This is a genomic window from Bacteroidales bacterium (assembly GCA_012517825.1).
In the GTDB taxonomy this organism is placed as follows: domain Bacteria; phylum Bacteroidota; class Bacteroidia; order Bacteroidales; family JAAYUG01; genus JAAYUG01.
Window position 1 is genome coordinate 20,761 of sequence record JAAYUG010000180.1, and the last position, 9,629, is coordinate 30,389.

9 protein-coding genes are annotated in these 9,629 nt (G+C 45.9%); 6 read left to right on the forward strand and 3 right to left on the reverse strand.

Going from position 1 to position 9,629, the window contains the following annotated elements:
• The first annotated feature begins 1 nt into the window (after position 1).
• The 4 genes from GX419_12610 to GX419_12625 are packed head-to-tail and all read left to right on the forward strand — an operon-like array spanning position 2 to position 2,843.
• Complete coding sequence (locus GX419_12610) at positions 2 to 1,009, forward strand: RnfABCDGE type electron transport complex subunit D (GenBank protein NLI25536.1); 1,008 nt, start codon at positions 2 to 4, stop codon at positions 1,007 to 1,009.
• Positions 1,010 to 1,031: 22 nt separating this feature from the next.
• Positions 1,032 to 1,631, forward strand: a complete 600-nt coding sequence (locus GX419_12615; protein ID NLI25537.1) for an RnfABCDGE type electron transport complex subunit G — start codon at positions 1,032 to 1,034, stop codon at positions 1,629 to 1,631.
• A 26-nt stretch (positions 1,632 to 1,657) separates the two neighbouring features.
• Positions 1,658 to 2,254 carry an electron transport complex subunit E gene (locus GX419_12620; GenBank protein ID NLI25538.1) on the forward strand — a complete coding sequence of 199 codons (597 nt, stop codon included), beginning with the start codon at positions 1,658 to 1,660 and terminating at the stop codon, positions 2,252 to 2,254.
• Positions 2,255 to 2,270: 16 nt separating this feature from the next.
• On the forward strand, positions 2,271 to 2,843 hold the full coding sequence (locus tag GX419_12625; GenBank protein NLI25539.1) for an RnfABCDGE type electron transport complex subunit A: 573 nt from the start codon (positions 2,271 to 2,273) through the stop codon (positions 2,841 to 2,843).
• A gap of 20 nt (positions 2,844 to 2,863) precedes the next feature.
• Here GX419_12625 and GX419_12630 read toward each other — a convergent pair whose 3' ends face one another.
• Together GX419_12630 and GX419_12635 are read right to left on the reverse strand one after the other, a co-directional pair.
• Positions 2,864 to 4,183, reverse strand: coding sequence for an ATP-dependent 6-phosphofructokinase (locus GX419_12630; protein NLI25540.1), 1,320 nt, complete (start codon positions 4,181 to 4,183; stop codon positions 2,864 to 2,866).
• A 31-nt stretch (positions 4,184 to 4,214) separates the two neighbouring features.
• Entirely contained in the window at positions 4,215 to 4,970 is a 756-nt protein-coding gene (locus GX419_12635) for an ROK family protein (GenBank protein NLI25541.1), read from the reverse strand.
• A gap of 289 nt (positions 4,971 to 5,259) precedes the next feature.
• Here GX419_12635 and GX419_12640 point away from each other — a divergent pair, with 289 nt between their 5' ends.
• Entirely contained in the window at positions 5,260 to 5,730 is a 471-nt protein-coding gene (locus tag GX419_12640; GenBank protein NLI25542.1) for an SPOR domain-containing protein, read from the forward strand.
• A gap of 17 nt (positions 5,731 to 5,747) precedes the next feature.
• On the opposite strand, the gene GX419_12645 is transcribed toward GX419_12640, so the two are convergent.
• On the reverse strand, positions 5,748 to 8,153 hold the full coding sequence (locus GX419_12645; GenBank protein NLI25543.1) for a penicillin acylase family protein: 2,406 nt from the start codon (positions 8,151 to 8,153) through the stop codon (positions 5,748 to 5,750).
• A 133-nt stretch (positions 8,154 to 8,286) separates the two neighbouring features.
• Here GX419_12645 and GX419_12650 point away from each other — a divergent pair, with 133 nt between their 5' ends.
• Positions 8,287 to 9,624, forward strand: a complete 1,338-nt coding sequence (locus GX419_12650; GenBank protein NLI25544.1) for a BamA/TamA family outer membrane protein — start codon at positions 8,287 to 8,289, stop codon at positions 9,622 to 9,624.
• Positions 9,625 to 9,629 lie beyond the last annotated feature (5 nt).

Consider the following 9,629-nt stretch of genomic DNA (forward strand, 5'->3'; position numbering starts at 1 on the left):
AATGAATCAGAAACTTATTGTATCCCCATCGCCCCATATTTCGGGTGACTACAGCATCCGCAAACTGATGATGCATGTGGTAATTGCCCTGATTCCTGCCTTTCTGGTATCTGTATGGTTTTTCGGTTATGCGGCCGTTCTGGTTACCGCCATTTCTGTTGCTTCCTGTGTGCTGTTTGAATATATTATACAGCGCTTTGTGATGAAGGTAAAGCCCACCGTTGACGATGGTTCCGCTGTGGTTACCGGTGTGTTACTGGCCTTTAATGTTCCGGCCAACCTTCCTGTATGGATGATTATTCTTGGTGCACTGGTAGCCATTGGAATTGCCAAGATGAGCTTCGGGGGCCTGGGAAACAATCCCTTCAATCCGGCTCTTGTTGCCAGGGTTTTTCTTTTGATTTCCTTCCCGGTTCAGATGACTACCTGGCCTTTGCCAAAGGGATTCGAAACCAGTTATGCCGATGCTGTTACAGGTGCAACACCACTGGGGATTCTGAAAGAAGGGATAAGGAATGGGTCGAGTGTGACGGAGCTGATGCATGCTTCGGCTATGCCCGATTATCAGCAGCTTTTCATTGGCAATATGGGAGGCTCGCTCGGAGAAATAGCCGCCGGAGCCCTGTTGCTTGGTTTTATTTATCTCCTCTGGAAGCGTGTAATTACATGGCACATCCCTGTTACCATCATCCTTACGGTAGCCGCTTTTACTACTATTCTGTGGCTTGTCAATCCCTCACGGTATGCTGATCCGCTTTTCCATCTTTTAACCGGAGGACTTCTTCTGGGAGCAATATATATGGCTACCGACTATGTAACCTCCCCTATGTCTATACCAGGTATGATCATCTATGCTATTGGAATTGGAATTGTGACAGTCGTTATCAGGGTTTGGGGGGCTTATCCCGAAGGAGTATCTTTTGCTATTCTGTTCATGAATGCTTTTGTTCCTTTAATTAACCGCTATATTAAACCAGGGCGTTTTGGAGAGGAGGTGCGTCATGCCTAAACCGGAATCAAACCTCAGAAACATGTTTCTGGCACTCACATTGATTGCCATGCTGATGAGCGGAGCCTTGTCGTTTGTATACCTCAAGACAAAAGATCCTATTGCCAGAACCGATCAGGTAAAAAGGGAGAAAGCGATTCGGGAAGCAATTCCTCCGTTTGACTCCCTCGTTGTAATTAAGGAACCGGTAAGTGAAGGTGATACATTAACAGCTTCCCTGGGATTTGCAGGAGATACCTTGACCGGCATTGTGGTGGAAACATACACAACAAAGGGATTCAGCGGATTGATCAAGTTCGTGGTCGGTTTTACCCCCGATGGCCGGATCAACAATTTAACGGGGTTTGCTCATAAGGAAACCCCCGGACTTGGCACCAAAATGTCTGAACCCAAATTCAGAAATCAGTTTCTTGGGAAAAACCCAGAAACCTTTAAGCTGAAAGTAAAAAAGGACGGAGGAGATGTGGATGCTATCTCAGCGGCAACAATAACGAGCAGGGCAGTATGCGATGGGATATCAAAAGCATGGGTGGTTTTCGGAAAAATCCGGAAGGGTTTGCAGTCCCATGAGGTCGATTCCGTCTCAGCCGCAACGCACACAGGTGAAATGACAAAGCAATAACAGACGAACCTGAAATTTACTGAGAAATGAGCAAGCTTTCCTACTTCACGAACGGATTACTTAAGGAAAATCCCACCTTTGTAATGGTACTGGGTACCTGTCCCACCCTGGCGGTTACTACCTCTGCCTTCAACGGAATAGGTATGGGACTGGCTACAACCTTTGTACTTACTTCGTCGAACCTGCTAATTTCCTTACTGCGGAATCTGATTCCCGATAAGGTGCGGATTCCTTCTTTCATTGTGATTATTGCCACCTTTGTTACCATTGTTGATCTGGTAATGAAAGCATTTGTTCCCGATCTTTATCAGGCGCTCGGTATTTTTATTCCTCTGATTGTCGTCAACTGCATCATTATGGGAAGGGCTGAAGCTTTTGCCCAGAAAAACACTCCTGTACCGGCCATTCTTGACGGACTGGGCATGGGGGTTGGATTTACTGTTGCTCTTACTTTGCTTGCTTCGATCAGGGAAATTCTCGGAAACGGCTCCATATTCAATATAAAGCTTGTTTCGGAAAGCGCCAGCACCATACTCATTTTCATTCTTGCACCCGGTGCTTTTATAACCTATGGCTATATGGTGGCGCTGGTCAATATCATAAAGAAAAAATTGTCACTTTAATCAATTACAGCTGCATATGGAATACGTAATTATTGTCATAGCTGCCCTGCTGGTAAACAATGTGGTACTTACCCAGTTTCTCGGAATCTGTCCGTTTCTCGGAGTATCGGGTAAAATCAATACATCGGTGGGCATGGGAGCTGCCGTAATTTTCGTTATGTCATTGGCCAATCTGGTTACCTACCTGGTTCAGCAATATCTTCTGATTCCCCTGCATATTGAGTTTATGCAGACGATCAGTTTCATTCTGGTCATCGCTTTTCTTGTACAGGTGGTTGAAATCATTCTGAAAAAGGTAAACCCTTCATTATACCAGGCTCTGGGCATTTATCTGCCACTCATTACAACCAACTGTGCTGTGCTGGGTGTTACCCTGCTGGCTATTAAGAAAAATTTCAATCTTCTGGAAAGCGTAGTTTACGGAGCATCCATGGCAGCCGGTTTTACCTTTGCTCTTATACTTATGGCGGGTATCAGGGAACAACTCGATTTGCTGAATGTGCCCAGAGCAATGAAAGGTTTCCCGATTTCGCTTCTGCTGGCGGGACTGCTGGCTATGGCTTTCTGGGGATTTTCCGGTATCGTTTAGTACCTCCGGATTTTTTGTGCTCAGTTTTTCATACTCACAGGCTGTCCTGTTGTTTCGAGCACGTTATACCATAATTCACTTTCAAGGGATATTTTTTTACGTTTCTTTACGGCCACGGGTATTGGCAAAACAGTGAATTCGTTATTCCAGTGTCCTACCACAAATCCGCTTTTACCTGCCATAGCCGCATGAACCGCATTCTGTGATAACTGCAGGCAGAATTTGCTGTCGTTTGCATTGGCCGGTGCGGAACGGATAATGTAGCTTGGATCGATGTATTTCAGGGTATAGGGGAATTTCTTATGGTCAAATTCTTCCTGAATCTTTTCCTTAAGAAACAATCCGATGTCTTTATGAAGGATGTTGCCGGAGGCATCCTTCTTAACCGTACTGTCTTCAAACAGGTGTTGGCCGGCTCCTTCGGCTACGACCACCAGCGCATGGTGTCGTTCTTCCAGACGTTTTCTGAGGACTTTCAGAAACCCTCTTCCTCCGTATAAATCAAAATCGAGTTCCGGTATAAGAACAAAATTGACTTCCTGGTTGGAAAGGGCTGCATTGGCGGCAATAAAGCCTGAATCCCTTCCCATCAGCTTAATGAGGGCTATCCCGTTGTAAGCACCGGTTGCTTCGTTATGGGCCGACCGGATGATGTCATTGGCTATGGAGGAAGCAGTTTCAAAACCAAAAGAACGGTCAATCAGTTCAATGTCATTATCAATCGTTTTCGGTATGCCTCCCACGGAAATTTTGAGACCTCTTTTTTTGATTTCTTCATAAATAGCCTGGGCACCCCGTAATGTTCCGTCACCTCCGATAGTGAAAAGGATATTAACATTCATAATCTCGAGAGCGTCCACAATTTCTTCCGTGCTCTGCTCTCCGCGGGAAGAGCCCAGGATGGTCCCTCCGGAAAGGTGAATATTTTCCACAATATCGGGAGTCAGTTCAATAAACGGATGGTTGTAACTGGAAATGAATCCTTCATAGCCATATTGTATTCCGATAATTCGTTTAACGCCATAGCGGTACCATAATGTCATGACCAGTCCGCGTATTACATTGTTCAGTCCCGGGCAAAGCCCGCCGCAGGTAACAATGGCAGCTTTGGTTTTGGCAGGTTCGAAAAATAAAAATTCCCTGGGGCCTGCCTTTTCGAACGATATGGGTTCTGTGCCGGAAGTGGCGCATGCCTGAAAATTTTTCAGAGTGGCATCCATCAGAATACGGTCTTCGTCCGTTACAAAATCATAGACTCCATCTCCTGCTGATTTGGAAAGATTAAGAGGCGACCTGACCAGGCGTTTCCCCAAAACGGGAACTTCATATTCGGGATGCATAGCGTTGGAATTTAGCAGATAGACAATCGGATTACTTTGCATGTTTCATGCGGGCATATACCGCCGCACCTACCATGCCGGCATTGTTCTTCAGCTCAGCCAAAACTACCGGTGTGCGAACAGTGAGGAATTTTCTGAAGGACTCTTCTTTCTTGCTGATGCCTCCGCCAATAATAAAACAATCGGGCCAGAAGAGATTTTCCATGTATTCCAGATACATATTGAAGCGAGGTGTCCAGGAAGCCCAGTCAAGGTCTTCATTTTTCCGTACTGCATCCGAAGCAAACCGCTCCGCTTCCTGCCCGTTGGGAAGGTAAATATGCCCGAGTTCGGTGTTGGGTAGCAGCTTTCTGCCCGTAAAAATAACTGTGCCGATTCCTGTTCCCACCGTAATAAGGATGACTACTCCGTTCTGCTTTTTTCCGGCACCAAATTTCATTTCGGCAATACCTGCCGCATCCGCGTCATTAACTGTATATACCTTGCATTTGGAAACCGATGAAAACAATTTATCAACGTTGGTGCCAATAAAGGTCTTGTCAATATTGGCGGCGGTGCATGCAATTCCATTCCGTATGGCGGCAGGAAAACCACATCCGACAATGCCTTTCCATTTAAAGTGCTTTACCAGCTGATAGATGACATCCGCAACTGCGTCAGGTGTTGCCGGCAAAGGCGTGACAATGCGGTGCCTGTCAGTGACCATTTTCCCTGTCTTTGTGTCGATGATGGCACCCTTTATTCCTGATCCTCCGACATCAATTCCCAAAACTTTTCGGTCGTTCATGCAAAGCAATTTTTAGTGAATGAAAAGAGAAAAAGCATTATCCTGGCTCAAACAGAAACAACATTTTCACCAGTTTAAAGTAAATAAAAATTCTTCAATTAACAGATTGGTATATGAATAAATTCACTCTGACAGGCAGAATATGAGTCACAAAAAATCTGCGAACCAATTGTATTCACCGGGATTTTCACAATTCAGGAAAGGACCTGAGAGAAGGTTGTTGGTAATCTATTGTAATGATTTATAATTTTTTACATAACTTCGTACTATCAATCCTAATAACCATAATATGGGAACACAACCAGCCCCTTCATCAACCGGCGGAAAATCTTCAGCCGGCTGGATTATTGCTGTTGTTGTCATCATACTTGCAGCAGCCAGTCTCATAGTTTTCAGGCACCAGGTTGTGCCGGGGGTTAAATCGGTATTTGCCCGGTTTTTCCACAAGAAGCCTCCGGTTGAAATTTCGGTGCAGGATACGGTACCTTCTCCGGTTGCAGAACCCCTGCCGGTTCAGCAGACTCTTCCTCCTGCCAGGAAGTATTATATAATTGTGGCATCGTTCCGTAACGAAAGCAATGCTGATAAATACGTGCAGTTTCTTCAGCAAAAGGGATATGAATCAACCAAAATTCCCCGAACAAGGAAAAATATGTACGCCGTGAGCTGCACTTCCTATACTACCCAGAAAGAAGCTCTTGACAACCTGAATCATTACAGGAACACTGTTAATGCCAGGGCCTGGGTGCTGGGTTATTAGAACTTTTTCTATTGTCGTTATTTGGTTTGCACCGGCAGGAAAACGTTCGATACCATTTTCTTTCCCCTTACCCTTTCGGGAAAAAACACATCAGGATGGTATGCATCGCTGATATAAAGGCTGGTTTGGTTGCAGTAGAAAGGGCTTCCGGGTATTCCTGAATTTCCGGTAGGAATAACAGTAAGCGAATTATCCCAGTTGGAAAGGTCGAATATATGCCTTTCCGATGCTCCATGGTTTGCGGTAAATGGTGTTCCGAAGGAGTAGGAATAGGGCCGGACAGTGTGGAAGCTCCCACCGATGCGGAAAGGACCCCGGTTCAGCCTGAAAAGTTTATCCAGAAGAGCCACTTTTCCCAGGGGATGTGCCAGCGTAAGCGTATGAACTTCGCCCCATTTCCACCTGCTGATATCATCGCCCAGCATATTGCGGAGGGAGTCAACAGACTGATGAAATGCTAACCGTATGATATCTGACAAGGTTTCTTTCCGGTCAGGTGTATTCACATTGTCACACCATGCGGAACAGGGATTCCTCCAAATAGCATACACGGCAAATTTGGGCATTGACGATTCCTCATAATATTTTCTGAACAGGGTGTCGCCCATTTCATCGGCCAGCAAAAGCCTGAACAGATGCTGGTACAGGGTTTCAAAGACCAGGGGAGCAGTCTGGTCAGCCCGCATGGTTCCATCCCATCTTGTTAACGTATCGAGGATCTGTTTTTCCAGGGCAGAAAGGTTTTCGGCCTGACCGGCAGAAGAAAGAATGCCCGGCAGCATTTCTTTTGCCATCAGGGAAGTTTCATCGGTCTGAATACGTACGAAATCATCCGTGTTCATTTTGTCAGCCGAATCGAGAAGCTGGCAAATCCTGTCGTACCTGTAGGGAAGAGAAAACCATCGTCCGATGAACCAGGGAAAATCGTCACCTGCAGGCCGGTTATTGGCTGATGCCACATACCCTGAAGGAGGGTTGAATACATACGGCAGGTCTTTTGATGGTACAAACCCTTTCCAGTCATATGCATCCGTATCTCCGGGCCTGAAACCTAACCTGGATGCTTCCTTACGAATGGGGATACCGGCCGCATAAAACATTCCAATATTTCCTGAAACATCGGCATAGACAATATTCTGACTTACGGCAAGAAATGTCGATACGGCATTGGTAAAGTCTTTCCAGTTATGAGCATGGTTCAGAAGATAAACCGTGCGCATTTCGTTGCTGTATTCATCTCCTGGCCAATGCATGGAAACAACCTTATCGCCGAAACCCTTGAATGATGACACAACAGGCCCCCGGTGGGTGAATCGGTTAATTCTTTCTATTTCCGTTCCTTCCTTGGTGCGTATTTTTTCTTTGCGGATTTCCATATTCCGCCAGTTTCCGTTGAAAAGGTACTGATTGGTATCCTGAGGATTTACTGTTTCCAAAAAGAAATCAACATTGTCAACATAGGCATTGGTCATTCCCCAGGCAATGCTGTCGTTATGACCGCAAATAACCAACGGTTGGCCGGGTAAGACCACCCCTGTAACATTTAGTTTTCCGGGTATAATCTGCTGCATCTGGTACCAGATTCCGGGAATTCCGAACGAAAGGTGCATGTCGTTGGCCAGCATGGGCTTTCCTGAAGCAGTTTTCTTTCCGGAAACCACCCAGTTATTGCTTCCTTTGAACACCTGCAACCCTGATTCTTCGAGGAACCTGTCTGTCCTGATTATTTCAGAGGCCAGGCCTGATACAGCAGGCAGATTGTTATAAATAAACGATTTATACCAGTTCATTGAGGGAATGATTTGCGAAGCCAGGCTATCGCCTACCTTTGCCACGATCTCATTGACCATAATTTCGCTCCATCCCGACTTCAGGTCCCAGGCCATGTAGCCAATCAGATTGAGCGAATGAACAGGTTCCCATGGTTCGGGTTGGTAACCAAGCAGTCTGAATTCGAGAGGAAGTTTGGTCCCCTGATGTTGCAGATACTGATTGACCCCTTCGCTGAAGGAGAGAAGAGCTGTCTTCAGTTCGGCACTGCAGCTGTCGAGAATGCGATTCGATTTGTCGGAATACCGTAATGCCCTCAGCAACTGATCAGTAGTAGCAAATGAACTGCCGAAGATCTCCGATAGGCGGCCGGTAGTGACCCTCCGCAACAGATCCATCTGCCACATGCGGTCCTGGGCAAGAATGTATCCTACCGCCATGTAAAGATCATGTTCATTTTTGGCAAAAACATGAGGAATGCCAAGTGAATCACGGATTACTTCCACCGAGTCATACAATCCTTTGAGAGGAATGTTCCTGCTATAGTCAGGAAGGGCCATTTGCCTTAAATGACGGATGAACATGGTTCCGATCAGAACAAGTAACAAAATCACAATCAGAACAATACGGAGAATGCGAGTTGTTTTTTTCATGACCAGGAGTTTTATAAGGAACTGGTGTAAAATTCCGGAATTTGCATCCAGTATAAAAAATAAACGCAAGACCGCATATGGCAACTCAGAAAATATTCTTTAATTTGGGCAAGCGAACCTTAAAACCGGCATTATGAAAAACCTAACCTCATTGTTGCTTTGCCTGGGTTTTCTGATGAATTTTGCTATGGCCTCAGCCCAGGATGACAGTATTCCGGCTAAAAAAAGCACCATAAAGAAAGGCTGGACCTTTGGAGCCGTGCCTGCCATTACATACAACAGCGATCTGGGCTTTCAGTATGGCATTGTAACGGAGTTTTATTATTATGGTGATGGAAGTACCTATCCGCGGTATCTGCATGATTTTTACCTGGAATGGTCCCGGTATACCAAAGGAAGCGGCATCAATATGTTACAGTATGATTCAGAACATTTAATTCCTGGAATAAGGACCACTGCGGAACTGAGCTATCTGACCGAACAGGCGCTCGATTTTTACGGATTTAACGGGTATGAGGCTGTCTTTAACAGTGCTTTGATGGATGATAAAAGTGACAGCTATATTTCGCGAATGTTTTACCGCATGGGCAGGAAACAGTTGCGGGCCAAGTTTGACCTGCAGGGGCCGCTGGGAACAGACAAGCTGCGCTGGCTGGCCGGAATCGAATACAGCCATTTGAAACTTGGTACGGTTGATATTGACAAGCTGAATAAAGGCAAAGATCCCGATGAAATGCTGCCTGATACTGCCCTTTTGTACGACCGTTATGTTGAAGCCGGCCTCATACCTGCAGATCAGGCCAAAGGCGGTAATAACACGTTGCTGAAAGCCGGAATTGTTTATGATACCCGGGATCATGAGCGCGGGCCTATGAAGGGAATATGGACTGAAGCTCAGTTGCTTATGGCGCCATCGTTTCTCGGGAACGGAGATAATGCTTACATTCGCCTGATACTTACCCACAGGCAATATTTTACCCTCGTGCCCAAGGTGCTTTCTTTTGCTTACCGTTTAAGTTATCAGGGGAAACTTGCCGGAACCATACCGTTTTATATGCTTCCGTTTGCTTACAATACAGCACCTGATTATACACGTGATGGTTTTGGCGGAAACAAAACGATACGGGGAGTAATGCGAAACCGGGTAGTAGGGGATGGCGTTGCCTTTGGAAATCTTGAGCTTCGCTGGAAGTTCCTGCGCACTGTATGGCTGAACCAGAATATTTACCTGGCCTTAAGCGCATTTTATGATGGAGGAATGGTGGTAAACAAGTACAAGCTGGCTGCCGAACCTCCCGCTGAGTTACAGCCGTTTTTTTCCAACAAAAAAGAAAGTCTGCACAGTGGATTAGGAGGAGGGTTTCACATTGCTCTCAACGAGAATTTCATTGTGGCGGCCGATGTTGCGCACGCAGTTAATCCTGAAGACGGTAAAATGGGAATTTATATCGGGCTGAACTGGTTGTTCTGAAACAG

Excerpts from the sequence above, each read along its gene's own strand:
- GX419_12610 (NLI25536.1), top strand. The coding sequence starts at position 2 with ATGAATCAGAAACTTATTGTATCCCCATCGCCCCATATTTCGGGTGAC.
- GX419_12615 (NLI25537.1), top strand. The coding sequence starts at position 1,032 with ATGTTTCTGGCACTCACATTGATTGCCATGCTGATGAGCGGAGCCTTG.
- GX419_12620 (NLI25538.1), top strand. The coding sequence starts at position 1,658 with ATGAGCAAGCTTTCCTACTTCACGAACGGATTACTTAAGGAAAATCCC.
- GX419_12625 (NLI25539.1), top strand. The coding sequence starts at position 2,271 with ATGGAATACGTAATTATTGTCATAGCTGCCCTGCTGGTAAACAATGTG.
- GX419_12630 (NLI25540.1), bottom strand. The coding sequence starts at position 4,183 with ATGCATCCCGAATATGAAGTTCCCGTTTTGGGGAAACGCCTGGTCAGG.
- GX419_12635 (NLI25541.1), bottom strand. The coding sequence starts at position 4,970 with ATGAACGACCGAAAAGTTTTGGGAATTGATGTCGGAGGATCAGGAATA.
- GX419_12640 (NLI25542.1), top strand. The coding sequence starts at position 5,260 with ATGGGAACACAACCAGCCCCTTCATCAACCGGCGGAAAATCTTCAGCC.
- GX419_12645 (NLI25543.1), bottom strand. The coding sequence starts at position 8,153 with ATGAAAAAAACAACTCGCATTCTCCGTATTGTTCTGATTGTGATTTTG.
- GX419_12650 (NLI25544.1), top strand. The coding sequence starts at position 8,287 with ATGAAAAACCTAACCTCATTGTTGCTTTGCCTGGGTTTTCTGATGAAT.